We start from the raw sequence: 25,983 nt of genomic DNA, 5'->3' as shown, positions 1-25,983 counted from the left end.
TGTGCCGAAGCCGCCGTCCCCGGTCTCGCACACCCGCCAAAGCGTGACCTGGCAAGGTCCCCACGGCCGCATACAGTGGAACCATGGGTTGGCTCGGACGTGACAAGACCCGCCTGGTGACCCCGGACGAGGCCCTGCCCGGTCGCACGCGGCCGGCCGAGGTCCCGGAGACGCACGCGGTGTTCCCCGACCGCCGCATCGTCCCACCGTTCCCCGAAGGTCTGTCCACCGCCGTCGTGGGAATGGGCTGCTTCTGGGGGGCTGAACGGGCGTTCTGGCGTACGGAGGGTGTGTACTCCACGGCCGTCGGCTACGCCGGAGGGTTCACGGAGAACCCCACGTACGAGGAAGTGTGTTCGGGCCTGACCGGCCACACCGAAGCGGTCCTGGTCGTGTTCGACCCGCGGAAGCTGCCGTACGACGAGGTGCTGCGCGTCTTCTGGCAGGCGCACGACCCCACGCAGGGCATGCGCCAGGGCAACGACGTCGGCACGCAGTACCGGTCCGCGGTCTACTGGGCGGACGAGGCGCAACGCACGGTGGCCGAGGCGAGTGCGAAGGTCTACCAGGAGGCCCTGACCGCCGCCGGGCTGGGCACGATCACCACGGAACTGGCCGCCCTGGGGCCGTTCTACTACGCCGAGGACTACCACCAGCAGTACTTGGAGAAGGTCCCGAACGGCTACTGCGGTATCGGCGGCACGGGCGTCGGCTGCCCCGTGGGCCTGGGCGTCCCGTCGTCCTGACCGGGCGAAGGGTCGCCGCGTTTCCCGGCGAGTAGACCGACGACGTGTGCGGCGGCCACTGCGGTGTCCTCGTGCTCCCATACCCGGACCACGGTCCACCCTGCTTCGGAAAGCCTGCGGTCGGTGTCCGCGTCACGGACTTTGTTGGCGGCGATCTTCTCCTGCCAGAAGGTCGCCGTCCGCCCGTGCGCGGGGCGGTAGTGCTCGGGGCAGCCGTGCCAGTAGCAGCCGTCCATGAACACCGCGACCTTCAGCCTGGTGAAGACCACGTCCGCCGTCCGGCGCACGTCCTTGATGGGGCGCATGTTGACCCGATAGCGGAGTCCGTGCGCGTGCAGGGCGGATCGCAGGGCCTTCTCGGGTCGGGTGTCGCGACCTCGATTGGCCCGCATCACGGCGCGTGAAGCGGGACTGCTCGCCCAGGATTCGGCCACGTCAGCCTCCGTCTTGAGTGGCGCGGCGCAGCAGTCCGGCATCGTGGGCGGCGAGCCACGCCACCGTCAGGTTGTCCGCGCGGGTCGACCGGTCGACTTCGCACACGTACCGCTCTCGTGTCCGACCGTCGACCGACCAGCGCAGGTAGGCGTAGACGCGTCTGCCGTTCGGCTGTCGGCGCAACGCGACCGACGCGTGCGCGGTCCGCCCGTCGGCCAGGACCTTCAGCCGAGCCGCCGCGCCACCCGCGGCCGAGTTCTGCTCGGCCATCCGCTCGACGCGGGACAAGCCGGTCGGCGGTCGCCACGCCTCGTCCGCCAGTGGTCCCTGTTTCCACCGGGGGTGCGGACTCATTCCGGCTTTCGTCCCAGATGGGGACGCAGTGCCTCGGCGACGGATCGCGCGATGGCCTCGCCCAGGAGGACGGGCACGGCGTTGCCGAGCTGCCGCATCTGCTCGCCGCGCGGACCCGCGAGTCGCCAGTCGTCGGGGAACGTCATGACCCGGGCCGCCTCACGAACGGTCATGTACCGGATCGACCCGTCCGTCGTGCGCATCACGGACTCGCCACCGGGAACACCATGCACGCCCGCCTTGATGGTCTTGGCAGGCCGGTCGAGTTCGTTCGCCGTGTGGCCGGGGTACTCGCGGGCTCCGGGCCAGCCGACGTGGTGGATGTGGGGCTCGTTCTCGACCTTGAAGCCCTTGGGCGGCTTCAGTCGTGGGAGTGCGGCGGTGCCGTCGCCCTGGATGGCGTCGCGCAGGGTGCGCCAGCGCTTGGTCCGGTCGTCGCCGGGGTCCAGGTCGACATCGGGCTTCTCGCGCTTGTCCTTGGCGACCTTGTGCTCGTCCCAGTAACTGCCGTCCGCTTTGGCCCGGAGCAGGGCGGCTTCGGAGTGCGTGGGTTCCGGGAATTCCCAATCGGCCAGGCCGAGGTCCCTGCGGAACGCGACCACGAAGACCCGCCAGCGGATCTGGGGTACGCCGTAGTCCGCCGCGTTGACCAGTTTGTACTTGACGTCGTACCGCTGGTCCGCCGGAATCGTGTCCTCTGTGAGCGCTTTGACGAGCCGCTTGTTGTGGTGCTCCCAGTCTTCCCGTGAATCGACGCCCGAATCGCCGGAGAGACGTTCCTCGAACGGCGCCTTGAGTTCGTTGATGATGTACTCGTAGTAGGGCTTGAACGATGGCCGCAAAAGCCCCTTGACGTTCTCCGCGACCACCGCGAGCGGTCGAGTCTCCCGGACGACGCGGAACAGTTCCGGCCACAGGTTGCGCGGATCGTCGTAACCCTTGTGCGCGCCCCCGAGCGACCAGGGCTGACAGGGTACTCCACCGGCTACGATATCGACTTTGTCGCGCCAGTGATCGAAGGAGACCTGTTTGATGTCACCCTCGATCAATGGCCATTCGGAATGGATTCCGGCAGCCTGTTCATGAGCCGGGTCATATTCCACGGCCCTGTTTTCCCGCAGGGTGGCGCACGCCCGTTTGTCGATCTCCACGGCCGCGAGGTGGCGGAAGCCGGCCCGGTGCATGGCCAGGGCCAGTCCGCCACCCCCGGTGAAGAGTTCGATGCTGGTACCGATCTCCTCCGGGCCGGAGAGCGGGAGAAAATGCTGCGCTGGGTCGACCACGCGTGGACTATACCGCGGTGTCCTCGAACGCACGTGCGACTCGCCGGCCGGCGGGTCAGTCGTCTTCGCCGCTGTCCTTGATGGCGGCTGCGGGCGCGTACACGGTCTTGATCTCCTCTTCGACGACCATGCCGGATCGCTTGCGCCAGATGGTCAATGCGCTGTCGTAATCCTTCACTTCCTGGTAAATGATGGCGTAGCCAGGCAGCGCGGTGGCCTGCCACCCCTCGGGCAACGCGTCGATCACGTGGGACATCAGTCGTCGGAACGTGATCGGGCCGTTCGGGAGAGTGGTGATGTTCGCGGCCTGGAGGCGTTTCGCCGCCGCCTTGTCCGTTTTGTCGGTCGGGAACCGGAGGAGGAACGGCAACTTTTCCTTCGCGGCCAGAAGCGTGTCCAGGACGTTCCAGGACGAGCTTCCGAGGTCGGTGACCTCCCGGTCGGTGTCGATCGGGTAGCGGGCGTCGAAGTGGTTCTCCTTGACCCTGGAACTGTCCCGGTTGCGGCCCGGGTCCTTGTTTCCGAAGCCGTTGTTGTTCCATGGGCAGCCACTGGTGTTCCGGTACCTCTTGATCAGCAGCTTTTCCGGTGCTGCCGCGTCGAGGTCCTCTTCGACGTACAGGCACATGAACGTGAACTCGGCGAGGTCGATGTACCGCCGTCCGGACAGCTTGCGGAGGTGTTCGGACAGTCGTTGGTTCAAGCCCTTGCTGGCCGTGGCCTTTCCGACGTACACACGTTTGTCGCCGTGCCACAGTTCGTAGACCCCGGCCAGTGGCTCGATCGCGGCTACGGTCGGCGGGGTGAGCGGAGCCCGACGAAGGGACGCCAGGCGCTCCTGGAGTTGGTCGCCGAGGGCCTTGGTGATGTTGAGCTTGAACTCGGCGGCCGGGACGTCGGGGTCCGGCTTGCCCATGGGGGAGAAGAGTGCTCCGGTCACCTCGCGCAACCTAGCCCAGCCTGATCATCCTGTCTGCGGGTTTCCGTGCGGCGGGGAACGGCGGGTCTCCCACGCGCTACTTCTTCGTCAGGATGGTCGGCCCGACGATGCGGCGGGCGAGTCGGCGAAGGGTGCTCTTGCGCTTGCGGGGTGCCTCGGCGGGCGGCGTCTGCGGTTGGACGGGGGCCGGTGCGGGCGTGGGGACGGTGACGGGCTTGGTGCGGACGGTCGGGGCGTCGTAGCTGGACTGGTCAGGTACCTGGCTGATCGTCACGTCTTCGATCCTGCCAAAGCACCCTGGGTGACCTAAACGGGGGATTTAGTCAAGATCGATTATGCCGTCACCCGAACGGCCCAGTGTCGGTGTCCCCGAGGGTGACGGGGACACCGACGGCCGCTCGCTCAGTCCAGGGTGGCGGTCAGGGTGATCTCCATGCCCGCCAGCGCCTGGCTCACCGGGCAGTTCTTCTTCGCGTTCTCGGCCGCGGCGGCGAAACCCTCCGCGTCCAGCCCCGGCACGACCGCGCGCACGGTCAGGTGGATGCCGGTGATCCCGGTACCGGGCTTGAACGTCACCTCGGCCGACGTGTCGACGGTCCGCGGCGGGGTGCCCGCCTGCGCCAGGCCGTGCGACAGCGCCATCGAGTAGCACGACGAGTGGGCCGCGGCGATCAGTTCCTCCGGCGAGGTCTTGCCGTTCGCCTGCTCCGCGCGCGACGGCCAGCTCACGGCGTACGTGCCGATGCCCGACGACTCCAGGCTGACCTGCCCCTCTCCTTCGAGCAGGTTGCCTTCCCAGTGCGTGGTCGCCTTGCGGATGGTGGCCATGATCGCGGACTCCGTGTTCTACGAGGGGGAACCTTCCGGAACCCAACCTAGTCGCGAGCGCACGGGCCCGGCACAGCGAAACGGCGGGCGCCCCTCCGAAGAGGAACACCCGCCGTTTCGGCAGAGAGCGGATGACGAGACTCGAACTCGCGACCCTCACCTTGGCAAGGTGATGCGCTACCAACTGCGCTACATCCGCCTGACATGAACGACTATAGACCACGCCTCAAACGGCATTCCGACCGGGGGTCCCCAGGAGCTTGTCGACCTCGGTCAGCCGCTCCTTGGGCCACCGCCACTCCCACAGCGGGCGGACCTTCTCCACGACGTCCTCGGGCAGCCACGGCGCCACCTCGTCGCGCAGCTCCCACTCGTCGAAGACGTGCTCGTAGAAACTCACGACCGACGCGTTGGACAGGAACTGCTCCTGCCGGAAGCACCACAGCGCGAACTCGTATGCCCTGGCCAACAGCTCCCGGTCGCCTTCACGGTGCGCCTCGGCGGCGAGCTGCCACAGCTCGGCGAGGAACACGTGGCACGACCACGACTCGCGTTCGACGACCGCGCCGAGCTCGGGCACGAGAGTGGAAGCCTTTGTGCGCCAATCGACCACGCGGCGGGAGACTACCGGGAACACCTGTGCGATGCGGAGGTCCGAAGGCCGGCCGACGCCCAGCCGTGACCGTGTCGTCACCGAACGCGACCCGTGCGGCTGGACCGTACGGGCGCGGTCGCTGGGTCGAAAAGCCCACGACCTACGAATGGTCTTCGGTATCGGCTCGCTATCGGTTCGGAGCGCTTCGATACAGCTGTGGCATGTTGACCGTCGGACCAGAAGGCGGGGAGAGGATGGCCGGAGAAGTCGAGGTCGACCGTGAACTGCTCGCCAGGGTCCGGTCGGGTGACGACGCGGCGTTCGGCGAGTTGTTCTCCCGTCATGCGGACGCCGTGCGCAGATTCGCGTCGCGTCACGTCCGCGACCACGTCGAAGCCGACGACCTGACGGCCGAGGCGTTCTTCCGCGTCCTGCAGGCGATCCGCCGCGGCACGGGTCCGACCGACCACGTGCGCACCTACCTGCTCACGGTCGCCCGTCGGGTGGCGTGGGAGTGGAGCGGTCGGCGTCGGGACGTGCCGGTGGAGGACGAGGAACTCGACCGCCGGGTGGAGCCGTTCCCGGATCTCACGGCCGCCCGCGCCGAGCACACGCTGATCTCGCGCGCGTTCACCTCGCTGCCCGAACGCTGGCGTTCGGTGTTGTGGCAGGTCGAGGTGGAGGGCGCCCGGCCGGCGGCGGTGGCGACGAACTTCGGGTTGAGCCCCAACGCGATGGCCGCGCTCGCCCGCCGCGCGCGGGAGGGCCTGCGGGCGGCCTACCTCCAGGCGCACCTGTCCGACGACGTCGGTCCGCGGTCGTGCAGTTCGGTGCTGGCCAAGCTGGGCACGTACACGGCGGGCGGTGTGCAGGGCGCCGAGCTGCGCAAGATCCGCACGCACCTGCGGGCGTGCGCCAAGTGCAACGCCCTGCACGCGGAGCTGGTCGAGGTCTGCTCGACGTTGCGCGCGCACGCCGCGCACCTGGCGGTCCCGGTGGTGGCGGCGTCGTTCGCGGCGCCGGTGCTGTTCGGCAAGGCCGCGTGGCTGTCCGGACGGGTGAAGCTGGTGCTGGCGGGTGCCGCGTCGGCGGTCGCGGTGGGGCTGTTCGGCATGCTCGCGGGCCAGTACACGGGCGCGCCCGGTCCGGGCCTGGTGCAGATCGGTCCGGACGGCGGCCACCTGGAGGACGTGGTGGCGGTCGCCGACCCGTCGACGATCGGCACGCCCGAGACCGCCGCGGAGCCGGTGCCGGCGGCGACCGGGCGGCCCGGCGGTCCGGTCCGGCCGGCGGTGGCGACCACGACGACGGCCGCGCGCAAGCCGCGGTCGGAGGTGGCCGCGGCACCGGCGACGGCGACGACTCCGCGCCGCGACGACCGGCACGGCCGGGTGCTGGCGGACCCGGGTCAGACCACCACGACCACGTCCGACCGTCGGGACATCGCCGCCGCGCCGGGCACGACGGTCGTCACCAGCGGGGCTTCGTCCGAGGAGCCGAGCACGCCGCCGAGCGCGATAGCTCCGACGGAGACCGGGACGCCGACCGGGACGCCGCCGGAACCCGAGCCGGAGGTGTCCGTCCCGGAGACCCCGACGCCGACCGCCCCGCCGATGTCCGTCGAATGATCGGGGTTCACCCGCACGGCTCAGCGGAGAACCGGTAACTTTGTCCTCGCCCGGATCACTTCGAGGGAGACGGCGATGACGCGGCTGGTGCGCGGTGCTGACGGCCGGATGTGGACGGTGCGCAGCCAGATCGAGTGGCGCAACCCGTCGGCCAACGGGGACTTCGAGCACGATGTCAGCGGCGGCCACGGGCCGGGCGTGCTGATGCTCGGTGTCGTGGTCGTGATGGCGGTGATCTTCGTGGCGTGGACGCCGGCGGAGGTCGTCGTCCCGGCCTGGCTGGTCATCGCGCTGATCCTGGTGTTCCTGTTCTTCCCGGTCCGCTGGGGGCTGCGCCGGCCGTGGGTGGTCGCGGCGGAGTCGAAGAAGACCGAGGAGCTGCCGCCCGAGCGCTGGGTCGGCCGGGTGCGCGGCGTCCTGACGGTGCGCAGCGAGGTCGCCACCGTGGCCCGCAAGATCGAGATGTACTCGCTGCCCGACCTGGACGGGCCGTTGCAACCGGTCGACTGATCGCCGGTCGCGGGTGACACTGTCCGGGTGCCGGAACTGCCCGAGGTCGAGGCGCTCGCCCATCACCTGCGCGAGCACGCCGTGGGACGCGTGGTGCACCGCGTGGACGTGTCGTCCCTTCAAGTGTTGAAGACGTTCACGCCGTCGTGGACCGAGCTGCACGGCCGGGCGGTGACCGGCGCCGGCAGACACGGCAAGCACCTGGACCTGGACTGCGACGGCCTGCACCTCGTGGTGCACCTGGCCCGCGCGGGCTGGTTGCGGTGGGCGGACAACCTCGCCGTCGCGCCGCCGAAGCCGGGCAAGGGCCCGCTCGCGTTGCGCGTGCACCTGGGTCCGCCGGGCGAGGGGCCGGGGTTCGACCTGACCGAGGCGGGCACGAAGAAGGGCTTGGCCGCGTGGATCGTGACCGACCCGGCCGAGGTCCCGGGCATCGCCCGGCTCGGGCCGGACGCGTTGTCCGTGAGCCGCACGCAACTGGAGGACCTGCTGTCCGGCCGCAGGGAACGGCTCAAGACGGCGTTGACCGACCAGACCCTGGTGGCCGGTGTCGGCAACGCCTACTCCGACGAGATCATGCACACCGCGCGGCTGTCCCCGTACGCGACGGCGGGCAGGTTGCCCGGCGAGGCGCTCGACCGGCTGCACGACGCGTTGGTGTCGGTGCTGACCGACGCGGTGGCGCGATCGGTCGGCCAGGGCGCGGCCAAGCTCAAGGGCGAGAAGCGCTCGGGTCTGCGGGTGCACGCGCGCACCGGCCTGCCGTGCCCGGTGTGCGGCGACCTGGTGCGCGAGGTGTCGTTCGCGGACAAGGCGTTCCAGTACTGCCCGACGTGTCAGACCGGCGGAAAACCGCTGGCCGACCGCCGGCTGTCGCGATTGCTCAAGTAGTGCGTGACTTCCTCCCCTTGCCTACACCCCACTCGGCGGCAGAGCATGGACGCCGTGCCTGACCTTCTGACCGGGCGCCTGGTGCTCGGAGTCATCGCGACGATGGCGGTGTGCGGCCTGTTCATGATGTTGTGCCGCGCCCGTCGGGTGAGCACTTCGGTCGAGGACGCCGTGATGGACATGCTCGCCCGCATGTCCAAGGCGTCCGCGGACCTGCGCGAGGGACTGACCGAGGATTCGGCGAACAAGGCGACGCCGCACCTGCGCGAGATGTTGCGCTGCGTCGCGGTGGGGATCACCGACCACGAAGGCACCCTGCTGTCGTGGGACGGCGAGGCCAACGACCACTACGAACCGTTGCAGGACTACATCGAGTCCGCGATCGGCGGCGGGCACAAGGAGCACGTCGAGCACCGCAAGCTCGACTGCGAACTGCCCGGTCCGTGCGCCATGCACAGCGCGGTGATCGTGCCGCTGGAGGTGGAGCACGAGGTCGCCGGCACGTTGATCGTCGTGTCGGGCGTGCCGAACAAGCGGCAGATCACGATGGCCGAGGAGACCGCCCGGTTCGTGTCGACGCAGCTCGAACTGGAGGTGCTGCAGAAGTCGCGGCAGGCGTTGGCGCAGGCCGAGGTCAGGGCGCTGCGGGCGCAGATCTCGCCGCACTTCGTCTACAACGCGCTGAACACGATCTCGTCGCTGATCCGCACGGACCCGGCGCACGCGCGCGAGCTGTTGCAGGAGTTCGCCGAGTTCACGCGGTACTCGTTCCGCACGGACGGCCTGTACACGACGTTGTCCGACGAGCTGACGAACATCCACCGCTACCTGACGATCGAGCAGGCCCGGTACGGGCCGCGCCTCAACGTGCGCCTCAAGGTCGCGCCCGAGGTGCTGCACGTCGTGCTGCCGTTCCTGGCGCTGCAACCGCTGGTGGAGAACGCCGTGCGGCACGGCCTGGCGAAGAAGCCGGGCGGCGGGCTGCTCACGATCATCGCCGAGGACAACGGCTCGGAGGCGTTGATCTCGGTGGAGGACGACGGCATCGGCATGGACCCCGAGCGGTTGTTCGAGGACCTGAAGGACGCGCACACGACCGGTGCGCACGTCGGGTTGGGCAACATCAACCAGCGGATGCGGTCCGCGTTCGGCGACGACTACGCGCTGGTCGTGGAGACCGCGCAGGACGCCGGCATGAAGATCATCCTCAAGGTGCCCAAGTACAGCCCCGGCGTGCAGACGAACCTGCCGCTGGTGCCGCCGCGCCTGGAGGACACCACCGAGCAGGAGGTCGTGTCGGCCTGACGGCTCCAGAGCCCGACGGTTCAGGACGAGGCGACCGCCAGCGTGGTCACGACCATGACCGCGCAGACCGACCAGAGGATCCACATCCAGTAGATGTGCATGGGCGACGGGCCGTCGGCGTTGCGCCGCCCGCGCTCGTCCCACCACTCGACGTACCGCTCCAGCCACCGGATCGGGTTGAACGTCACCGGCCGATGGTAGACCCGGCACGTATGGTCGGGTCCATGAGCGTTACGGACAGGATCGCCGCCAGACTGCCGAAAATCGTCGGTGACCGGGCCGAACGCGGTCCCGTGGTCGCGGCCGTCCGACTGCACGGCGTCATCACGCCCTCACCGTCACCGGTGGCCCGCAACGCGCTCAACCTGCACAGCGTGGAGAGCGCGCTGACCCGCGCGTTCGAGCACGACCGGCTGGTCGCGGTCGCCCTGCTGGTGAACTCGCCCGGCGGAGCGCCGACGCAGTCCGCGCTGATCGCCGAGCGCATCCGGGAGTTGGCCGCCAAGCACAAGGTGCCGGTGTTGGCGTTCTGCGAGGACGTCGCCGCGTCCGGCGGTTACTGGTTGGCGTGCGCGGCCGACGAGATCTACGCGCACGGCACGTCGATGGTCGGTTCGATCGGCGTGGTCACGTCCGGGTTCGGGCTGACCGGGTTGCTGGAGCGGTTCGGCGTCGAACGCCGCGTGTACACGGCGGGCACGAACAAGGTCCGGCTCGACCCGTTCCAGCCGGAGAAGCCCGAGGACGTGGACTGGCTGCGCGGCCTCCAGGGACAACTGCACGCGCAGTTCGCGGAGTGGATCAGGCAGCGGCGCGGCCCCAAGCTCAAGGGCACCGACGAAGAGCTGTTCACCGGTGAGGTCTGGACCGGCGCGCAGGCTGTGGACCTGGGGCTCGTCGACGGCCTCGGCACGGTCCGCAGCGTGGTCGCCAAGCGCTACCCGGACGCCGAGATCGCGGTCGCCGAGCCCAGGCGGACCCTGTTGGCACGGCTGGGGTTGTCCGGCACTTCCACCCGATCGGGCGACTTCTGGCCGGCCGCGTTGACGGCCTTGGAAGAGCGGGCGCGCTGGTCGCGATTCGGGCTGTAGAGGTCACGGCCGGGACGCCGTACGGCAACCGGCGTAGACATGACCCCTCGTCCATGGGCAAGATGCGCGGCACAGTGACTACCCAGGAGAACACCGGCCTCCTCGTTCTGGCGGTGGACGACGAGGCACCCGGTCTGAGCGAGATCAAGTACCTGCTGGAGAGCAGCCCGCACATCCGTCGTGTCCTGACGGCGTTCGACGCGGCCGAAGCGCTGCGCGTGCTCCGCGGCGACTACGAGCAGGAAGTGATGGAGCGGACGAAGGCGGGTCTGCCGCCGGTGGACGCGGTCTTCGCGGACATCAACATGCCCGGGCTCAGCGGTACCGACCTCGCCCGGGTGCTCGGCGCGTTCCGCGCACCGCCGGCGCTGGTGTTCGTCACGGGTGTGGAGCACTCCGAGGCCGTGACCGCGTTCGACGTGGGCGCGCTGGACTTCGTGACGAAGCCGATCAACGAGGACCGCGTCAACAAGGCGATCGCGCGCGTGGTCGAACGGGTCGCGACCAAGCCTGTCAGCACGCCGGAACCCGTGCCCGCGCAGGAGGCGCAGGACGACGAGGTGATCCCGGTCGAGCTGGGTGGCACGATCAAGCTGGTGCCGCGCGCGTCCGTCCGGTACGTCGAGGCGCAGGGCGACTACGCCCGCCTGCACACCGCCGACGGGTCGAGCCACCTGGTGCGCATCCCGTTGGCGCAGTTGGAGGAACGCTGGGAGAACGCCGGCTTCGTGCGCATCCACCGGTCGTTCCTGGTGGCGTTGCCGCTGGTCACCGAGCTGCGGATGACGTCGAACGGGTACGCGGTCGTGATCGGCGCCGGCGAGGACGCCAAGGAGCTGCCGGTGAGCCGTCGGCACACGCGTGAACTCAAGGAGCGGATCGTGCGCCCGCCCAAGAGCGGTTGGGGATGACGACCCCGCCCGGTCGGCCGGACCAGCCGCTGCCGGGTGAGCGCGAGGCTCACCTGTCGGTCTCGGCCCCCAAGAGCAGGCGGCGTCGCGTCGTGCTCGCCGACCCCAAAGGCCGGGGCCGGGTGTTGCGCACGATCGGCGAGCTGGAGGAGCAGACCAGCGTCGGCGAGAAGCTGATCCGCGACCTGATCAGGACGCAGCTCCGGTCGGCGTTCTCGCTGGGCCTGGGCCTGCTGGGCTTCTTCGCGCTGCTGCCGGTGGTGTTCTACGCGCTGCCGCAACTGGCCGAGGTGGAGCTGGTCGGCGTGCGGTTGCCGTGGCTGGTGCTCGGCCTGCTGCCGTTCCCGCTGTGCTACACCGTCGGCTACGCGTACCGAAGACTCGCGGAAACCAACGAACAGGACTTCGTCAACTCGGTGGACCGGTGACCCAGAACCTGTGGAGCGTCGGGCTCGTGGTCGTCGTCGCGACGATCACGTTCCTGCTCGGCTACGTGGGTTCGCGGCGTGCGAACACGACACCGGACTTCCTGGTCGCCCGGCGGGCGATCCCCGCGACCCGCAACGCCGCCGCGATCTCCGGCGAGTACCTGTCGGCCGCGTCCTTCATGGGCGTGGCCGGGCTGATCCTCAAGGACGGCATCGACGCCCTGTGGTACCCGATCGGCTTCACCGCGGGCTACCTGGCGTTGATGATGTTCGTGGCCGCGCCGCTGCGGCGGTCCGGTGCGTACACGTTGTCCGACTTCGCCGAGGCACGGCTGGGTTCGGCGGCGTTGCGGCGCTGGTGCACGTTCTTCGTGATCTGCATCGGCGTGCTGTACCTGGTGCCGCAGTTGCAGAGCGCGGGCCTGACGCTGACCACGATCACGGGTCTGCCCGCGTGGCTGGGCGGCGCGATCGTGACCGTGATCATCGTGGCGAACGTGCTCGGCGGCGGCATGCGCGCGATCACGCTGGTGCAGGCGTTCCAGTACTGGGGCAAGCTGTTCGCCCTGGCGGCGCCGACGTTCGTGCTGTTCACGGTGTTCCTGTCCGGGCCGGGCAACGGTGCGCAGGCCGTGGACGAGCCCGGCGTGCTGCTGTTCCACGAGGACGTGTCGGTGACCGCGCCGGACCCGGTGAAGGTCCGCGTGGTCACGCCGCTCAAGCTGTCGGCGACGGGCGAGGTCAACGGCGCGCGCGCGGACGGCGACGTGTACTGGACCGACGGCGTCTACTCGATCGGCAAGGGCACGGTCCTGCGCTTCACGAAGGGCAGCCCGGTACCGGTGGTCGAGGGCTCTCCCGGCGACAACGACCGGTGGCTGCGCCCGCAGACCAACGGCGTGCCCGGGTTGTTCGAGACGTACTCGCTGATCTTCGCCACGTTCCTGGGCACGATGGGCCTGCCGCACGTGCTGGTCCGCTTCTACACCAACCCGGACGGCAAGGCGGCGCGGCGGACCGCGTTGCACGTGCTCTACCTGATCGGCCTGTTCTACCTGTTCCCCACGGTGCTGGGGGTGATCGCGCGGCAGTACCTGCCGCAGTTGCTGGTCACGGGCAAGACGGACGCGGCCGTGCTGCTGCTGCCGGGCACGATGATGCCGAACCTGGCCGGGCAGATCCTGGGCGCGGTGGTGGCGGCGGGCGCGTTCGCCGCGTTCCTGTCCACGTCGTCGGGCCTGGTGGTGAGCGTGGCGGGCGTGGTGTCGACGGACATCCTGCCGGGCAAGGTGCGGGACTTCCGGTGGGCGACCGTGCTGACCGGTGCGTCCGCGATCGGGTTGGCGTTCGTGCTGCCGCCCAGCGACGCGTCGTTGACGGTGGCGATGTCGTTCGCGTTGGCCGCGTCGACGTTCTGCCCGTTGCTGCTGCTGGGAATCTGGTGGCGTGGCCTGACGTGGGTGGGTGCGATCGCGGGCATGGTCGTCGGCGGCGGGCTGGTGATCGGCGCGCAGGTGGTGAACGTGATCAGCTCGTACACCGGCGGGTGGGCGCACTCGGTGTTCGCGCAGCCGGCGTTGGTGACCGTGCCGATGGCGTTCGCCGCGATGGTCGGGATCAGTCGGCTGACCGCGCGCCGCCGTCCGGAGGACGTGAACCAGATCCTGCTGCGGTTCCACGCGCCGGATCCGTTGGGATTCATGCGGGACCGCGATGTGCAGCGGTTCGGCACACCCCGGGAAAAGGCCCGGTTGGACGGCCGCCACCGGGACCTGAACCCGTAATCTGCGGCCATCGTCCCAGCTGAGACGCTGTGTGATCCCATTCACGGCGGAAAGATCTCGATTGGGTGAAAAAGATGCACCTATCCGGCTAGAGGCCGGTTTCGGCACCCGAGTGGCTGTTCGTCTCGGCATTCCTACCGCTCAGCCGCATCACCCGACTGTTGAGCGCAAGTCCTCGTCCGGAGGCCGGCGCGCGTGACGCACGTCTCCCTACCGTGCACCCGGTATCCGACCGCCCCGGGAATCTCCCCTGGTAGCCCCCGCACGGACAGGAGGGGACAGTGAGCACCACCGAGCACAGCCCCACTAACTCGGCCGACGCCGGCCACGACTGGGTCGAGGTGCAGAACAGCGCCGACTTCGTCGAACTGCGCAAGAGGCTGCGCGCCTTCGTGTTCCCCATGGCCGGACTCTTCCTGGCCTGGTACCTGCTGTACGTCCTGCTCGCCGACTACGCGCACGGGTTCATGTCGACCAAGCTCGTGGGCAACATCAACGTCGGCCTGGTCCTCGGCCTGCTCCAGTTCGTGTCGACGTTCGCCATCACCACCCTGTACGTCCGGCACGCCAACAAGAACCTCGACCCGCGCGCCGAGGCCATCCGCGCCAAGCTCGAAGGGGGCGAGGCGTGAACGACAAAGCCCTGCTCAACATCGGCATCTTCGCGATCTTCGTGGTCGCCACGCTGGTCGTGGTGATCCGGGCCAGCCGCAACAACAAGACGGCCGCCGACTACCTGGCCGCCGGGCACGCGTTCACCGGTCCGCAGAACGGCATCGCGATCGCGGGCGACTACCTGTCCGCCGCGTCGTTCCTGGGCATCGCGGGCGCGATCGCGGTCAACGGCTACGACGGCTTCCTGTACTCGATCGGCTTCCTGGTCGCGTGGCTGGTGGCGTTGCTGCTGGTCGCGGAGCTGCTGAGAAACACCGGCAAGTACACGATGGGCGACGTCCTGAGCTTCCGGATGCGGCAGCGGCCGGTCCGTGCGGCGGCGGCGACGTCGACCATGGTCGTGTCCTTCTTCTACCTGCTGGCGCAGATGGCGGGCGCGGGAGGCCTGGTCGCGCTGCTGCTCGGCGTGACGGACAAGGCCGGCCAGGCCGTGGTGATCGCCGTCGTCGGCGCGTTGATGATCGCGTACGTGCTGATCGGCGGCATGAAGGGCACCACCTGGGTGCAGATCATCAAGGCCGCGCTGCTGATCGTCGGCGCGGGGATCATGACGCTCTGGGTGCTGGGCAAGTTCGGCTTCAACCTGTCCGGTCTGCTGGGTGCCGCCGTGGAGAACGCGCCCAAGGCGGGGGAGAAGCTGCTCGGGCCGGGGCTCCAGTACGGCGCCACCGCGACGACCAAGCTCGACTTCCTGTCGCTGGGGCTGGCACTCGTGCTCGGCACGGCCGGCCTGCCGCACATCCTGATGCGCTTCTACACGGTGCCGACCGCGAAGGAAGCCCGCCGTTCGGTCGTGTGGGCGATCTGGCTGATCGGTATCTTCTACCTGTTCACGCTGGTCCTGGGCTACGGCGCCGCGGCGCTCGTGGGTCCTGCCAAGATCACCGGTGCACCCGGTGGAGTGAACTCGGCCGCCCCCCTGTTGGCCGAGGCGCTCGGCGGGCCGCTGCTGCTGGGCCTGATCGCGGCCGTCGCGTTCGCCACGATCCTGGCGGTCGTCGCGGGTCTGACGATCACCGCGTCGGCGTCGTTCGCGCACGACATCTACGTGAACATCATCAAGAAGGGCGCGGCCGAGGGCCGGGCCGCCGAGGTCAAGGTCGCCCGGATCACGGCCGTGGTGATCGGCATCGTGTCGATCCTCGGCGGCATCGCGGCGAACGGGCAGAACGTGGCGTTCCTGGTCGCGTTGGCGTTCGCGGTGGCGGCGTCGGCGAACCTGCCGACGATTCTGTACTCGCTGTTCTGGAAGCGGTTCAACACCAGCGGCGCGCTGTGGAGCATCTACGGCGGCCTGACCGTGGCGATCGTGCTGATCGTCCTGTCGCCGGCGGTGTCGGGTCAGCCGAAGGCGATGTTCCCGTCGGCGGACTTCGACCTGTTCCCGCTGTCCAACCCGGGCATCGTGTCCATCCCGGTGGCGTTCGTGCTGGGCTACCTGGGCACGGTGCTGTCGAAGGAGCGGAACGCGGACAAGTACGCGGAGATGGAGGTCCGGGCCCTCACCGGCACCGGTGCGGAGAAGGCCGTCCACCACTGATCACCTGGTCGGGGGAGCTTTGTCCACAGGGCTCCCCCGACTTGTCCACAGCCCCCCGAGTTGTCCACAGCCTGGACGCCTTGATGCCGAAGAAACACCCCCGCATGGCAGCATTGCCACGTGACCGTTCCCAGCGTTGAGGTGTCGGAAGTCCCCGTGGACCTGCCGGCCGGCAAGGTGCTGCTCGACGTCCGCGAGGCCGACGAGTGGACCGCCGGCCACGCACCGGGCGCCCTGCACATCCCGATGAGCGAACTCGCCGGCCGCCTGGACGACCTGCCCGCCGACAGCGAGCTGTACGTCGTGTGCCGGATGGGCGGCCGGTCGGCCAGGGTCACGCAGTACCTCAACGCCAACGGCTGGGAGGCCGTCAACGTCGAGGGCGGCATGCAGGTGTGGGCGTCGTCCGGCCGGCCGCTGGTCGGCGAGGTCGCCGGAGCGGAACCCGAGGTCATCTGACGTGATGCCGCCGCTGCGCGTGGACTGGGTGGCGACGCCACCGCCCGGGGCGTACCCGCCCCGGCGGTTCCCCGCGCCGCGCGTGCCCTACGCCGGTCCGCCGTCGTACCCGGTGCCGCCGCGGTGGGGGTTCCCGCTGCTGGCGTGGCGCTGGCCGACGTCGGTCGCGCTGACCGAGAGCAAGCCGCGCGCGACGGTCGACCGCGTCCGTTCCCTGGGCCGGACGGCGTCGCACGTGCTCGGCCTGGTCGGCGTGACGGCGCTGTGGGCGGCCGGCGCGGAGATCTGGCGGTACGTGTTGTTGCTGCTCAGCCGGCACGGCGCGTTGTCGGCGAACACGGTCGGCGTGTCGGACGCGATGGTCTACTCGGCGTCGGTGGTGACCACCGTGACGGGTGCGATCGCCCTCCTGTTCACCCTGGTCTGGCTGCGCCGCGCCCGCGAGGCCGCCGCCGCGGCGGCGGGCTACGGCCCGTCGAGGTCGGGCCGCGCGGTCCTGCTGGGCCTGCTCGTCCCGGGTCTGAACCTGATCATCCCGGGCTCGGTGGCGGCCGAGCTGGAACACGCCGCCCTGCGACAACCGGCCACCTCCCGCCCGCGACCATCACGCCTGATCCGCTGGTGGTGGGGCCTGTGGGTGTTCTCGGCGTTGTTCCTTGTGGTCACGGTCGCGTGGTCGTTCAGGTCCGGCACCCAGGCGTTGGCCGACGGCGTGCTGCTCCACGCGGTGTCGGACCTGCTGGCAGCGGCGGTGGCGATCACGACGGGCGTGCTGGTCCGCCGGATCACCGGCCTCCTGCTCCCCATCGACGCCGCATCGCTGAGACGGATGCGCGTGATCGAAGTGAAGAACGCCCCCACACCCGACCTGCGCACCATCCGCGCCTCAGGCTCACCCCGCTGACCGCCGCCCGGCCAGGCGCGGGCTAATGAGGCGGTTCGGTGTTCCGGAACCTGGTGAGCGCTTCATGATGCGGGGCCACGTCGGTCATCTCGCGGGTCAGGCGTCCGACCAGTTCGAGGCGGTCCTGCCGGCCCAGCGGGATGCCGACGAAGCCCTCGAACTGGTTCAGCAGCGACGCGGTGAACGCCGCCCCCGACGACAGTCGGTTCGCCTGGAGTCGTTTGGAGGCCGCTTCCAACCGCCGGATGAACGTGTCGACCCCGAGAGTGGACATCCGATCCTGTACGTCCTCCACCCGCTGGAAGAACAGGTTGAAGTAGTACGTCGACCGGCCGGCCAGGAACTGCACGGCCCGCCACTCACCGGGTGAGTGATCACGGTCCGGCGCATCCGGAAGCCAGTACTCGTCGGCTGCCTTGGCCGTGTCCATGGCTGGGAGCGTGACCATCTGGCTCCAGTCGCACGCGGCGGTCCCCATGACCACGGCAGTACGGATGTTCTCCTCGCGGCATGGCAGGAGCAGTGAGCGCACTGCCTCCGCGGTCACCGCCACACGAGCGGCGAGGTACGAGTACATCCGTAAGGCATCCGCCTGGTGAGCGGCAGGTTCTCCCGTGACGAACCGGCGCGCGAGCGCATACGCGATCAGCGAGTCGGTATCCCTCTCGTCGATCCAACTCTGCGGGGGGTCGATGTGCGCGGCACCGTCGTCGTCCAGGCGCAGGCCGAGGCGGATGAACGAGTCGTCTCCGATGAACGCGCGCTTGGGCTCGTGGAATCCCTTGAGGGCCAGGGCATCCATGCAGTAGTCGCAGAAACAATGCGCGCTGATGCCCGAGTAGTCGGCTGATCCCGAGTTGGGGTACGCGTCGGTCACGTCGACGACGATTCCGTCCACACCCAGGGCGATGACCTCGGAGATCATCTTGCGGAAGGTGGCCTGTGCGACGGGGTGCTGGATGCACACCTGGGCCAGCGGGGCTCCGTACTGGTTGCGTTGCCAGATCAGTTCGTTCCTGAGGAACTCGCCGTCGATGATGACGTTGGCCCACACGACGCCGCCCTCGCCGAGGGACTCCCGGGAGTCACGCACCCACTTCGTCAGGTGGTTCGTGCCCCGGTAGGCGGCCGGGACGCTGTGCACCTCGGACTGGAACAGCGGGCCCTGGAACCCGACCGCGGGGAGGACGATCTCGGTCGCGCTGCGTCGGGCGAACTCCGAGAAGCGGCCGAGCCAGTGGCTTACCGGTTGGAGTCGGAGCATTTCGCCGGACGGGATGTGGCAGATCGCGCGGGTGGTCATCGCGGCGTCCTTCCTGGTCAGATTCTCCTGAGCAGCTCGGTGAAGTCGTCGACTGTGTCGGTCCGTTCGTGTTCGTCGACGAAGCGGACGAGCAGTTGGCGCACGCGGTCGGGGGCGTCGCGTTGTTCGTGGCGTACCCGGATGACGCCGGGCGTCGGGAACGGGCTGCCGCCCTTGGTGCGCAGGCAGGAGTCGCCCTCGATGAGGACGCGGAACGTGACGGCCAGGGCGTAGACGTCCGACGAGTAGTCCACTGCGGCGATGTCCGCGCGCACCTCGGGCGGCTGGAAGTCCTGTCTGCCGCCGCGCAGGAGGCTGCCGGACCCGACGGAGAGGAGTTGGTTCTCGACGATCTTGAGCAGGCCGAAGTCGGTGAGCTGGTACAGGTTCTCCGCTTTGGTGTGGACGATGTTCCACGGCGCGATGTCGCTGTGCACGATGCCGTTCCGATGTGCGACCGCGACGGCTTCGGTGATCTGGGCGAGCACGGCCCGCGCGCGGCCGACGGACATCCGGCCGATCTGTCCGCCCAGGTCGGGCGGGTCCGTGCCGTTGTCGATCCACGGCATGACGAAGTAGGGAATGCCGTCCGCGATGCCCAGGTCGGTGACGGGGACGACGTGTCGGGACGATTGGGCGAGGCGGGCGCCCGCCGTCGCCTCCTTGAGGAACGTGCGCCGCGCCCGCTCGTCGTCGTGCCAGAGCAGTTGTTCGTTGACCGTCTTCAGCGCGACCGTGCGGTCCAGGAGGATGTCGCGCGCTTTCCAGATGTTCCCGCAGCCGCCCCGGCCGACCGGTCGGTCGGACAGGGGTTCGTAGCGGAAAACGGTGTCGGGATATCCGATCGGCACGGTATCGACTCCCCTCGACGCCTGAGCTGTCTGGGGATCGAGGGCCTGCCGATGATCGTTACAACGCGGTTTCCGAGGATTCTTCGGATTCGTCGGCTTCGTCCGGGAGGTCGACGTCCTCGTAGTCCCAGACGAGCTTGAGCGGAAAGTGCCTGCGCCACCGGCGCAGGGCGGCTTCGGCCGAATCGTGCTTGCCGATCAGCGACCGTTCCGTCCGGGTGGCGGGGCGGTAGATGATGGCCTTGGTTCCGTCCTCGTCGATGATCTCCATGCCCCAGGCGAAGACGAGTGAGGGGGCGTCCTCGGAGACCAGACTGAACAAGCTCGCATCCATGGCGGACCACTATGACGGTGGGACAACCGGGCCTGTGCAGGATCAAGAGTGGGAATCCCACTTGCGTTGTTCCCGATGAGATCATGTGCCGGTGGTAAACCGTCCGCCGTTCCGCCGGCGCAGGCTGGGGAAGAAGTTGGCGCGTATGCGCAACGACTCCCGCCTCACCCTGGACGCCGCCGCCAAAGCTTTGGACATGTCGCGCAGCTCGCTGCATCGGACTGAGAAGGGGGAGACACGGGTCAGCGTCCATCTGGTCAAGTCGATGATGGATCTTTATGACGTCTACGACCCAGAACTCATCGAGCAGGTGCGTAGAGCGCGTGAAAACGGCTGGTGGACGATGTACGGGATCGGGGATCAGGGCTACATCGATGTCGAAACCGAGGCGTGTGCGGTCCACGACATGTCATTGCTGCTGATACCTGGGCTTCTTCAGACCGAAGATTACATGAGGGCAGTCTTCGAGGCGCATAGCGTGGGGCAGTCGAGGTCGCTGATAGAGAATGATGTCCGGGTGCGCAAGATCAGGCAGCGGAGATTGTACGACGCCGACGATCCGCTTCGCCTCGTCGCCCTGCTCGATGAGAGTGCGCTGCGAAAAATGGTCGGTGGGGAGTCGGTCATGCGTGAGCAATTGGCTCACCTGCATGAGGCTGCCAGGCTGCCCAATGTGGAGATCAAAGTTCTGGCGGACGGGCAAGGCGCCCACTTCGGCATGATGGGGAGCTTCACCCTGCTTGAGTTTTCGGAGGCGGAGGAGCTGCCGGTTCTCTACATAGAGCACCGGTTCGGGGCGATCCATATTGAGGAGGGGCCGCAACTGGATGAAGCTAGGCTGACATTCGAGCACCTTGCCGCGCAGGCGGTGCGGATCGAGGAGTTCGAGTGAGAGGTGAGGACGTGCCTTCTGTTGATCTGAGCGGTGCCGAGTGGCGGAAGAGCAGCCGTAGCACGGGGGGAACCAACGCCAACTGCGTCGAAGTTGCCCCTGTCGGCCCGGTGGTGGCGGTGCGGGACTCCAAGAACCCGCAGGGCACCCCGCTGGCGTTCCCCGCTGTTCAGTGGGCGTTCTTCCTGGAGCGGTTGGGAAGCTGAGCGCAGGACTGCCACGGTGTCCTCATGCGGGCACTCGTGGCGGTCCTCGTCCTCGCGCTCCTCGCACTCTGTGCACCAGCCGCGGGCGTTGCGTCGGCGCATCCCCGACTCAGATTCGATCTTCAGGCGCATCGCGGCGGCATCGGGCTGACCGTCGAAAGCACCCTGGCCGCGTTCGCCAAAGCCCTCGAAGTCGGCGTCACCACGCTCGAACTCGACGTGCAGATCACCCGCGACGGCCGCGAAGTGGTCACCCACGACCGCAAGACCAACCCCGCGAAGTGCCTCGACACCGCCCCGGCCTTCCCCGGCGACCCGGCGTTCCCCTACGGGGGCAAATATGTCAAAGACCTGACATTTGCGCAGGTCAGGACGTTGGACTGCGGTTCGACGCGGTGGTCCCAATACCCTGATCAACAGCTCTCGCCGGGCGCCCGCATGCCCACCCTCGCCGAGGTCTTCGCCCTGGCCCGCGCCTACCGCGCCCACGACATCCGCTTCAACATCGAGACCAAGGTCGAAGCCGCCGCCCCGCACGAGACCGCGCCCCGCGAGCAGTTCGTGGAGATCACCCGTCGGGAGGTCCTCAAGTCCGGCTTCCTGCGCAACGTCACCATCCAGTCCTTCGACTGGACGACCCTGCGCCTCTGGCGGCAGACCGACCCGCGCTTCGCGCTCGTCGCCCTCACGCAGCCCGAGTTCTTCGTCCCCGGCTCCCCGTGGACCGGCGGTCTGAACCCCGACGACTTCGGCGGCAGTCCGGCCAGGGCCGCGAAGACCTTGGGCGTCACGACCGTGTCCCCGGTCCACACGATGACCACCCGGGCACTGGTCGACGACGCCCACGCGCTCAAGCTCAAGGTCGTCCCCTGGACGGTCGACGACCCCGCCGTCATGCACCGGCTGATCGACCTCGGCATCGACGGGCTGATCACCGATTACCCGGACAGGTTGCGGGATGTCTTGCGCGAACAGGGGTTCGCGCTGCCTAAGCGTCACCACCGGTGAGCGGTACCGACGCGAACCCCCGGATGACGAACTCCGCGCGTCGCCTCGGCTCGGTCGCCAACGCCGCGCTCGGCAGCTTGCGCGCCAACGCCGACAACGCCGCCTCGACCTCGATCCGGGCCAACGGCGCACCGAGGCAGTAGTGGATGCCCATCCCGAACCCCAGGTGCGGGTTCGGTGTCCTGGTCAGGTCGAACGTGTCCGGCTCGTCGAACACCTCCGGATCGCGGGCCGCCGCGCCGAGCAGCGCCGCGATCTTGCCCCCGGGCTCGACCACGTGACCCGCGATCTCCACTCGTTCGGTGGCCGTCCGCTCGAACAACTGCAACGGCGAGTCGTACCGGATGCACTCCTCCACGGCGGCCGTCACCAACGAGGGGTCCGCGGCCAGCCGTCGCCACTGCGCGGGGTGACGCAGCAGCGCCGTCACTCCGTTGCCGATCACGTTGACGGTCGCCTCGTGCCCGGCCATCAGCAGCAGCACCGCCGTGGCGACCAGTTCGTCCTCGGTGAGCCGGGCGCCGTCGGTGTCCGTCACGGCCACCAGGTCCGACACCAGGTCCTCGCCGGGGTGCGTGCGCCGGTGCGCGATCAGTTCACGCAGATAGGCGACGAACTCCCTGGCCGCCTGCTCGGCCGCGTCCCGCAGATCCGGGGGCAGGCCGTACTCGTACATCTTCACGATGGCGTTCGACCACGGCTGGAGCATGGGCCGATCGTCCGCGGGTACACCCAGGAGTTCCGCGATCACCTCGACCGGAAGGGGCCCGGCCACGTGCGACAGCAGGTCCGCTTCACCTCGTTCGACGATCCCGGCCACGAGATCGTCGACCAGACTGTCCGCGAGGGACGCGATCCACGGCCGCAGGCGCTCGACGTGCCCACGTCCGAACGCCGCGGCCACCAACCGCCGCAGCCGCGTGTGGGTCGGCGGCTCGTTCTCCAGCAAGGAGTTCCGGTGCAGCAGGTTGAACGCCGTGAACCGCTCGACCGGTTTCACGTCCGTCCAGATCCGGCCCAACGACCGGTGCCGCAACACCGCCGTGCACGCCCGGTGCGACACCGCGACCGCGATGCCCATGTCCTCGTGCCAGTGCACCTCGCCCTTCGACCGCAGCACGGCGAAGGTCGGGTAGGGATCGGCGACGAACGCCGGGTCGTGCTGGTCGAACGGGGTCACGCTCACGGACCGTAGAACTTGCGTACAGTTCACGTCCATTCGATGGTTGTTGTTCCCGCAACATTCCGCCGATCGTGACCAGCGGCCGTGACCGGCGATCAGGGCCGGTGACCAGGACCGGGCGAAGTTGACCATCCCTCACCCCACGGGGAGCATTCCAAGTCGTGTGGCCTGAAGTAGTCGCCCACCGCGGGGCGTCCACCGCGTTCGCCGAGCACACGCTCGCCGCCTACGAACGCGCGATCGCGGACGGCGCCGACGGCCTGGAGTGCGACGTCCGCCTGACCCGCGACGACCACCTCGTCTGCGTCCACGACCGCACGATCGACCGCACCAGCGACGGCCGGGGTGCGGTCAGCTCGCTGACGTTCGACCAGCTCAACACGCACGACTTCGGGAGCTGGCACGGCGAGTCCGCCGACGTCCTCGAACTCGACACGCTGCTCGGCCTCGCCGCCGACCACGGCAAACAGGTCTTCGTGGAGACCAAGCACCCCGTGCGCTACGGCGACCGCGTCGAACAGCGGCTCGCCGCCGTGCTGCGCCGGTACCGGGTCCAGGCCGTGATGATGTCGTTCTCGGTCACGGCCGTCCGCCGGTTCAAGACCCTGCGCCCGGACGTGCCGACCGTGCTGCTGTTCGGCCACCGCTGGCCCGAGCGGCTGCCGACGTTCGCCGACTTCGCCGGGCCGGGCGTGCACCTGCTGCACCGGTACCCCGAACGCGGGCGCGGCGCGTACTGCTGGACCGCCGACTCCGCGCCCGACGTGGCGATGTGCGTGGAGCGCGGCGTGCGATTCCTGGCGACCAACAACCCGGCCGGCACCCGCGGCATGCTTGCGGATAACTTGAGCCGGCCCTAACACCCCATCCGTAAGGAGGCTGCGGTGGCGAAGCGTGCGGCCGTGAAGACCAAGAGCGCGGACGGCGTCAACCCGCGCCAGCCGTGCCCGTGCGGTTCCGGCAAGCGCTACAAGGCGTGCCACGGCGGTGCCGGCGGTGCGGCCGATGTGATCGTGTCCCGTCCGTTCGAAGGGCTGGCGGCCGAGGGCGAGCTGATCGCGCTGCGCGAGTTCGTGCCCTCGGCGACGGTGAAGCTGCCGCTGCTCGACGGCAAGCGCGAGATCCTGCTGGCGACCGTGCTGCCCATGGCCGCCGCGGCGCTGGTGCGCGGCGACGGCACGGCGTTCGTCGGTCTCCAGGTGCAGACCCGGTCCGGCGACGTGAGCCGCGACCTGGCCCGCGCGGTGCAGTGGGCCCAGCGCGCCGAGACCGGCGAGGCACTGCCGGTCGTGGGCGTCGACGACGGCTCCGACCCCGGTCGCCTCCAGGACCTGCTCGACCCCGCGGCGGGTCTGGCCCCGGAGCTGCACCGTGACTTCGGCTGGTGGATGCCGCCGGACGCCGAGCCGTCCAACGAGGTCCAGCTTTCGCTTGAACGGGCGAACGCGGCGATCCTGCCGACCGAACGCCTCGAAGCGCCGGGCGTGTCGGCGGCCTACTGGGTGGACGCGGGCGACAAGGCGCACCTGCGCTGGGTGCGTCCCGAGCCCGAGGAGAAGCTGCTGGCCGCGTTGGCGCGGCTGGCCGTGCGCGGTGAGCACGACCTGGGCGAGGGCTCGCGGTACGCGGGCTCGTTCCGCGCCCACGGTCTGCTCGTGCCCGTGTGGGACCTGGACCGCGAGCTGCACTCCAGCGAGTGGTCCGGACCGGCGGACGAGTTGGGCAAGCGTTTGCGGACGGCGTTGACCAGCCTGGACGACGAGCCGCTGACCGAGGCGGAACGTCGTGCGCGCGACGGTCTGCGCGGTCGGCAGATCACGCTGCGCTGAGACTTGTCCACAGGTATCCCCACCTTTGTCCACAGGTTCCTGTGGACAACTCGAAGGCTGTGGACAACGTGATCCTGCGGATCAGCTCCCGTGCCGAGTGGGCCTCGGCACGGGACGCGGGCGCCGTGCCGATCGACCCGGACGGCTTCCTGCACTGCTCGGACCCGGGCACGGTCCACCTGCCCGCGAACCGGATGTTCCCGGGCCGGACGGACCTCGTGCTGCTGGTGATCGACCCCGGTGGCCTGCCCGTGCTGTGGGAACCGGGCGACGGCGACGAGGACGGGCCGTGGTTCCCGCACGTGTACGGACCCGTGCCGGCCGACGCGGTGGTGGCGGTGCTGGAGTTCCCGCCCGACGCGGACGGGCGGTTCCGGCCGCTGCCCGTGCTGTGACTGCCCGTGTTGTGACTGCCCGTCCTGGGATCGCGGGTCTGGGAACACACGCGAGCCCGGCCCCTTCGAAGGGGCCGGGCGCGCGTTCTGCTTGAAGCGCCTTAAAGCGCGCCACCCGCTGCACGGGGTGCGCTCGGGTCGGCGGCCTCGCCGACGCTCTCGCGCGTCAGGTACGCCTCCACGTGGAACAGGTTCCCGTCGGCGCGGTCGACGACGGCCAGCAGCGTGCGCATGGACGCCACCTCCTCCACCTGTTCCTTCAGGAACCACTGGAGGAACTGCTCGCCGATGTAGTCGCCTTCGTCGCGCGCGGTCTTGGCGAGCGTGACGATCTGTTCCGTCACGGTCTCTTCCTGGTGCAGCGCGAGTTCGACGGGCTCCCGTGCGTCCGTGAAATCGTTGCGCACCTCCGACACACCCGGAATGGACACGCGGACGTCCTTGTCCATCAGGTACTGGACGATCATGAGCGCGTGGTTGCGCTCCTCCAACGCCTGGCGGTAGAAGTGCGCGGCCAGGCGGGGCAGGTCGGCGCCGTCGTACCAGACCGCGATGGCCAGGTACTGCTGCGCCGCCGCGAACTCGTGGCCGACCTGTTCGCGGAGCAGGTGGTGGAACTTGGTGTGGTCGCTCTCGGAATGCTTCTCGACAGTGTTGGCCATGGCTTTACGATAA

The 25,983-nt window shown here is 69.1% G+C and carries 32 protein-coding genes and 1 tRNA gene; 19 read left to right on the top strand and 14 right to left on the bottom strand.

Annotation, left to right across the window (positions count from 1 at the left end):
• Positions 1-83 precede the first annotated feature (83 nt).
• The gene (msrA, locus tag F4559_RS32610; protein ID WP_184674912.1) at positions 84-746 is read left to right on the top strand and encodes a peptide-methionine (S)-S-oxide reductase MsrA; all 663 of its coding nucleotides are present in this window, start codon (positions 84-86) and stop codon (positions 744-746) included.
• Here the strand turns inward: msrA and F4559_RS32605 are convergent.
• The 8 genes from F4559_RS32605 to F4559_RS32570 form a co-directional block, all read right to left on the bottom strand.
• The gene (locus F4559_RS32605; protein WP_312865931.1) at positions 683-1,180 is read right to left on the bottom strand and encodes a very short patch repair endonuclease; all 498 of its coding nucleotides are present in this window, start codon (positions 1,178-1,180) and stop codon (positions 683-685) included. The two genes, msrA and F4559_RS32605, sit on opposite strands and share 64 nt — an antisense overlap.
• Before the next feature lies 1 nt (position 1,181).
• Positions 1,182-1,535 carry a hypothetical protein gene (locus F4559_RS32600; RefSeq protein ID WP_184674910.1) on the bottom strand — a complete coding sequence of 118 codons (354 nt, stop codon included), beginning with the start codon at positions 1,533-1,535 and terminating at the stop codon, positions 1,182-1,184.
• A complete protein-coding gene (locus tag F4559_RS32595) occupies positions 1,532-2,818 on the bottom strand; it encodes a DNA cytosine methyltransferase (protein WP_312865930.1) in 1,287 nt (428 codons plus the stop codon). The genes F4559_RS32600 and F4559_RS32595 overlap by 4 nt, the downstream gene beginning before the upstream one ends.
• A gap of 55 nt (positions 2,819-2,873) precedes the next feature.
• Complete coding sequence (locus tag F4559_RS32590) at positions 2,874-3,758, bottom strand: Eco29kI family restriction endonuclease (protein WP_184674909.1); 885 nt, start codon at positions 3,756-3,758, stop codon at positions 2,874-2,876.
• A 76-nt stretch (positions 3,759-3,834) separates the two neighbouring features.
• Complete coding sequence (locus F4559_RS32585) at positions 3,835-4,032, bottom strand: hypothetical protein (protein WP_184674908.1); 198 nt, start codon at positions 4,030-4,032, stop codon at positions 3,835-3,837.
• 128 nt (positions 4,033-4,160) lie between these two features.
• Positions 4,161-4,586, bottom strand: a complete 426-nt coding sequence (locus tag F4559_RS32580) for an OsmC family protein (protein ID WP_184674907.1) — start codon at positions 4,584-4,586, stop codon at positions 4,161-4,163.
• A 126-nt stretch (positions 4,587-4,712) separates the two neighbouring features.
• Positions 4,713-4,785 (bottom strand) — tRNA-Gly (locus F4559_RS32575).
• A gap of 27 nt (positions 4,786-4,812) precedes the next feature.
• Positions 4,813-5,199, bottom strand: a complete 387-nt coding sequence (locus F4559_RS32570) for a DUF7674 family protein (RefSeq protein WP_184674906.1) — start codon at positions 5,197-5,199, stop codon at positions 4,813-4,815.
• A 236-nt stretch (positions 5,200-5,435) separates the two neighbouring features.
• On the opposite strand from F4559_RS32570, the gene F4559_RS32565 reads away from it, so the two are divergent.
• The 4 genes from F4559_RS32565 to F4559_RS32550 all read left to right on the top strand — a co-directional run bounded on the left by F4559_RS32565 (position 5,436) and on the right by F4559_RS32550 (position 9,515).
• Positions 5,436-6,809, top strand: a complete 1,374-nt coding sequence (locus F4559_RS32565; protein WP_184674905.1) for an RNA polymerase sigma factor — start codon at positions 5,436-5,438, stop codon at positions 6,807-6,809.
• A gap of 75 nt (positions 6,810-6,884) precedes the next feature.
• Positions 6,885-7,319, top strand: a complete 435-nt coding sequence (locus tag F4559_RS32560) for a DUF983 domain-containing protein (RefSeq protein ID WP_184674904.1) — start codon at positions 6,885-6,887, stop codon at positions 7,317-7,319.
• Positions 7,320-7,346: 27 nt separating this feature from the next.
• Positions 7,347-8,210, top strand: a complete 864-nt coding sequence (locus F4559_RS32555) for an Fpg/Nei family DNA glycosylase (RefSeq protein WP_184674903.1) — start codon at positions 7,347-7,349, stop codon at positions 8,208-8,210.
• A 45-nt stretch (positions 8,211-8,255) separates the two neighbouring features.
• Positions 8,256-9,515: a sensor histidine kinase gene (locus tag F4559_RS32550; protein ID WP_184674902.1), complete on the top strand. Its 1,260-nt coding sequence runs from the start codon at positions 8,256-8,258 to the stop codon at positions 9,513-9,515.
• A gap of 20 nt (positions 9,516-9,535) precedes the next feature.
• On the opposite strand, the gene F4559_RS32545 is transcribed toward F4559_RS32550, so the two are convergent.
• Positions 9,536-9,703 (bottom strand): hypothetical protein, encoded by a 168-nt coding sequence (locus F4559_RS32545; RefSeq protein WP_184674901.1) that lies wholly within the window; start codon positions 9,701-9,703, stop codon positions 9,536-9,538.
• Positions 9,704-9,739: 36 nt separating this feature from the next.
• Between F4559_RS32545 and F4559_RS32540 the strand changes: the two genes are divergently transcribed.
• The 8 genes from F4559_RS32540 to F4559_RS32505 all read left to right on the top strand — a co-directional run bounded on the left by F4559_RS32540 (position 9,740) and on the right by F4559_RS32505 (position 17,307).
• On the top strand, positions 9,740-10,606 hold the full coding sequence (locus F4559_RS32540) for a S49 family peptidase (protein ID WP_184674900.1): 867 nt from the start codon (positions 9,740-9,742) through the stop codon (positions 10,604-10,606).
• A 53-nt stretch (positions 10,607-10,659) separates the two neighbouring features.
• Positions 10,660-11,517: a LytR/AlgR family response regulator transcription factor gene (locus F4559_RS32535; protein WP_184674899.1), complete on the top strand. Its 858-nt coding sequence runs from the start codon at positions 10,660-10,662 to the stop codon at positions 11,515-11,517.
• Entirely contained in the window at positions 11,514-11,945 is a 432-nt protein-coding gene (locus F4559_RS32530; protein ID WP_184674898.1) for a hypothetical protein, read from the top strand. The genes F4559_RS32535 and F4559_RS32530 overlap by 4 nt, the downstream gene beginning before the upstream one ends.
• On the top strand, positions 11,942-13,729 hold the full coding sequence (locus tag F4559_RS32525; RefSeq protein ID WP_184674897.1) for a sodium/solute symporter: 1,788 nt from the start codon (positions 11,942-11,944) through the stop codon (positions 13,727-13,729). Before F4559_RS32530 ends, F4559_RS32525 begins: the two co-directional genes overlap by 4 nt.
• A 281-nt stretch (positions 13,730-14,010) precedes the next feature.
• Positions 14,011-14,361 carry a DUF485 domain-containing protein gene (locus tag F4559_RS32520; RefSeq protein ID WP_184674896.1) on the top strand — a complete coding sequence of 117 codons (351 nt, stop codon included), beginning with the start codon at positions 14,011-14,013 and terminating at the stop codon, positions 14,359-14,361.
• A complete protein-coding gene (locus F4559_RS32515) occupies positions 14,358-15,944 on the top strand; it encodes a monocarboxylic acid transporter (protein ID WP_184674895.1) in 1,587 nt (528 codons plus the stop codon). Before F4559_RS32520 ends, F4559_RS32515 begins: the two co-directional genes overlap by 4 nt.
• A 120-nt stretch (positions 15,945-16,064) precedes the next feature.
• On the top strand, positions 16,065-16,403 hold the full coding sequence (locus F4559_RS32510; protein WP_184674894.1) for a rhodanese-like domain-containing protein: 339 nt from the start codon (positions 16,065-16,067) through the stop codon (positions 16,401-16,403).
• A gap of 4 nt (positions 16,404-16,407) precedes the next feature.
• Entirely contained in the window at positions 16,408-17,307 is a 900-nt protein-coding gene (locus tag F4559_RS32505) for a DUF4328 domain-containing protein (RefSeq protein ID WP_184676482.1), read from the top strand.
• Positions 17,308-17,329: 22 nt separating this feature from the next.
• Here F4559_RS32505 and F4559_RS32500 read toward each other — a convergent pair whose 3' ends face one another.
• The 3 genes from F4559_RS32500 to F4559_RS32490 are packed head-to-tail and all read right to left on the bottom strand — an operon-like array spanning position 17,330 to position 19,795.
• Entirely contained in the window at positions 17,330-18,610 is a 1,281-nt protein-coding gene (locus tag F4559_RS32500) for a hypothetical protein (RefSeq protein ID WP_184674893.1), read from the bottom strand.
• A gap of 17 nt (positions 18,611-18,627) precedes the next feature.
• Complete coding sequence (locus F4559_RS32495) at positions 18,628-19,461, bottom strand: serine/threonine-protein kinase (RefSeq protein ID WP_184674892.1); 834 nt, start codon at positions 19,459-19,461, stop codon at positions 18,628-18,630.
• A gap of 58 nt (positions 19,462-19,519) precedes the next feature.
• Positions 19,520-19,795: a hypothetical protein gene (locus F4559_RS32490; RefSeq protein ID WP_184674891.1), complete on the bottom strand. Its 276-nt coding sequence runs from the start codon at positions 19,793-19,795 to the stop codon at positions 19,520-19,522.
• A gap of 85 nt (positions 19,796-19,880) precedes the next feature.
• On the opposite strand from F4559_RS32490, the gene F4559_RS32485 reads away from it, so the two are divergent.
• From F4559_RS32485 to F4559_RS32475, 3 genes are read left to right on the top strand one after another with little or no spacing between them, the layout of a single operon-like run.
• On the top strand, positions 19,881-20,687 hold the full coding sequence (locus F4559_RS32485) for a helix-turn-helix domain-containing protein (RefSeq protein WP_312865929.1): 807 nt from the start codon (positions 19,881-19,883) through the stop codon (positions 20,685-20,687).
• An 11-nt stretch (positions 20,688-20,698) separates the two neighbouring features.
• On the top strand, positions 20,699-20,893 hold the full coding sequence (locus F4559_RS32480) for a DUF397 domain-containing protein (RefSeq protein WP_184674889.1): 195 nt from the start codon (positions 20,699-20,701) through the stop codon (positions 20,891-20,893).
• Positions 20,894-20,917: 24 nt separating this feature from the next.
• On the top strand, positions 20,918-21,901 hold the full coding sequence (locus tag F4559_RS32475) for a glycerophosphodiester phosphodiesterase (RefSeq protein ID WP_184674888.1): 984 nt from the start codon (positions 20,918-20,920) through the stop codon (positions 21,899-21,901).
• Here the strand turns inward: F4559_RS32475 and F4559_RS32470 are convergent.
• On the bottom strand, positions 21,882-23,120 hold the full coding sequence (locus F4559_RS32470) for a cytochrome P450 (RefSeq protein ID WP_184674887.1): 1,239 nt from the start codon (positions 23,118-23,120) through the stop codon (positions 21,882-21,884). The two genes, F4559_RS32475 and F4559_RS32470, sit on opposite strands and share 20 nt — an antisense overlap.
• A gap of 125 nt (positions 23,121-23,245) precedes the next feature.
• Here F4559_RS32470 and F4559_RS32465 point away from each other — a divergent pair, with 125 nt between their 5' ends.
• From F4559_RS32465 to F4559_RS32455, 3 genes are all read left to right on the top strand, one after another.
• On the top strand, positions 23,246-23,944 hold the full coding sequence (locus tag F4559_RS32465) for a glycerophosphodiester phosphodiesterase family protein (protein WP_184674886.1): 699 nt from the start codon (positions 23,246-23,248) through the stop codon (positions 23,942-23,944).
• Between the two features lie 24 nt (positions 23,945-23,968).
• Positions 23,969-24,913: a DUF5926 family protein gene (locus F4559_RS32460; RefSeq protein ID WP_184674885.1), complete on the top strand. Its 945-nt coding sequence runs from the start codon at positions 23,969-23,971 to the stop codon at positions 24,911-24,913.
• A 68-nt stretch (positions 24,914-24,981) separates the two neighbouring features.
• Complete coding sequence (locus tag F4559_RS32455; RefSeq protein WP_184676480.1) at positions 24,982-25,308, top strand: DUF952 domain-containing protein; 327 nt, start codon at positions 24,982-24,984, stop codon at positions 25,306-25,308.
• 101 nt (positions 25,309-25,409) lie between these two features.
• Here F4559_RS32455 and F4559_RS32450 read toward each other — a convergent pair whose 3' ends face one another.
• Positions 25,410-25,970: a ferritin gene (locus F4559_RS32450; RefSeq protein WP_184674884.1), complete on the bottom strand. Its 561-nt coding sequence runs from the start codon at positions 25,968-25,970 to the stop codon at positions 25,410-25,412.
• Positions 25,971-25,983 lie beyond the last annotated feature (13 nt).

Origin of the sequence: Saccharothrix violaceirubra (assembly GCF_014203755.1) — a bacterium.
GTDB classification, from domain to species: Bacteria; Actinomycetota; Actinomycetes; order Mycobacteriales; family Pseudonocardiaceae; genus Actinosynnema; species Actinosynnema violaceirubrum.
The sequence above is the reverse complement of the archived record's forward strand: the minus strand, read 5'-3'. Positions and strand labels throughout refer to the sequence as shown.

Bases quoted from the DNA above. Each gene is read 5' to 3' on its own strand.
- msrA (WP_184674912.1), top strand. From the start codon at position 84: ATGGGTTGGCTCGGACGTGACAAGACCCGCCTGGTGACCCCGGACGAG.
- F4559_RS32600 (WP_184674910.1), bottom strand. From the start codon at position 1,535: ATGAGTCCGCACCCCCGGTGGAAACAGGGACCACTGGCGGACGAGGCG.
- F4559_RS32580 (WP_184674907.1), bottom strand. From the start codon at position 4,586: ATGGCCACCATCCGCAAGGCGACCACGCACTGGGAAGGCAACCTGCTC.
- F4559_RS32565 (WP_184674905.1), top strand. From the start codon at position 5,436: ATGGCCGGAGAAGTCGAGGTCGACCGTGAACTGCTCGCCAGGGTCCGG.
- F4559_RS32560 (WP_184674904.1), top strand. From the start codon at position 6,885: ATGACGCGGCTGGTGCGCGGTGCTGACGGCCGGATGTGGACGGTGCGC.
- F4559_RS32550 (WP_184674902.1), top strand. From the start codon at position 8,256: ATGGACGCCGTGCCTGACCTTCTGACCGGGCGCCTGGTGCTCGGAGTC.
- F4559_RS32540 (WP_184674900.1), top strand. From the start codon at position 9,740: ATGAGCGTTACGGACAGGATCGCCGCCAGACTGCCGAAAATCGTCGGT.
- F4559_RS32535 (WP_184674899.1), top strand. From the start codon at position 10,660: ATGGGCAAGATGCGCGGCACAGTGACTACCCAGGAGAACACCGGCCTC.
- F4559_RS32530 (WP_184674898.1), top strand. From the start codon at position 11,514: ATGACGACCCCGCCCGGTCGGCCGGACCAGCCGCTGCCGGGTGAGCGC.
- F4559_RS32505 (WP_184676482.1), top strand. From the start codon at position 16,408: ATGCCGCCGCTGCGCGTGGACTGGGTGGCGACGCCACCGCCCGGGGCG.
- F4559_RS32500 (WP_184674893.1), bottom strand. From the start codon at position 18,610: ATGACCACCCGCGCGATCTGCCACATCCCGTCCGGCGAAATGCTCCGA.
- F4559_RS32490 (WP_184674891.1), bottom strand. From the start codon at position 19,795: ATGGATGCGAGCTTGTTCAGTCTGGTCTCCGAGGACGCCCCCTCACTC.
- F4559_RS32475 (WP_184674888.1), top strand. From the start codon at position 20,918: ATGCGGGCACTCGTGGCGGTCCTCGTCCTCGCGCTCCTCGCACTCTGT.
- F4559_RS32470 (WP_184674887.1), bottom strand. From the start codon at position 23,120: ATGGACGTGAACTGTACGCAAGTTCTACGGTCCGTGAGCGTGACCCCG.
- F4559_RS32450 (WP_184674884.1), bottom strand. From the start codon at position 25,970: ATGGCCAACACTGTCGAGAAGCATTCCGAGAGCGACCACACCAAGTTC.